The sequence below is a fragment of the Vibrio sp. 1402 genome (assembly GCF_033340275.1).
The window spans coordinates 1-506 of record NZ_JAWOWE010000769.1; the positions used below are offsets into that span (position 1 = coordinate 1).

Annotated in this window: 1 protein-coding gene; it reads right to left on the reverse strand. The window is 45.7% G+C overall.

Features of this window, described 5'->3' with window-relative positions; translation table 11 throughout:
• Positions 1-506 (reverse strand): lysophospholipid acyltransferase family protein (locus tag R7044_RS28395; RefSeq protein WP_225456437.1); only part of this gene is annotated, 506 nt, incomplete at both ends.

Consider the following 506-nt stretch of genomic DNA (forward strand, 5'->3'; position numbering starts at 1 on the left):
CAATAATTGATCAACTAATCCAAGACGGTAAGCTCCTACCATGCATTGGTTCTCACGATCCCACACAAACAGGTGCAGGTAATCATGATCGAAATGATCGATGTCTATCGCTTGTCCGGTCCCTTCGCCAACTTGACGGAAATTATGTTCTCGCAAGCGGCCAATTTCATGCAGGAGAGATGGGATCTGCTGTGCGCTGGCGCAGTACACGTCGAACTCGCCATTTTGAAGCAATTGGGTTTCTGTCGGTAAGCTGTGCAGCTCTTCAAGTAATTGGCCTATGGGTAACCCTACCGCAATAGGTAAGAGATCATTGTCTGAGACCGTTTGCTGAGTGGCACTTACATCGCGGTTAAGCAGGTAGGTGTTAAGCCTTAGATAATTGACGATCTGATCATCGTTGAGGTTATTGAGTTCTTTAAATTTGATTGCTTGCCCAAAGGACAACTCAATGGTTTTTGCGCTCTTGTTGAGTAGCTCTCTTCCTAACATCAAGGTGCGTAAAA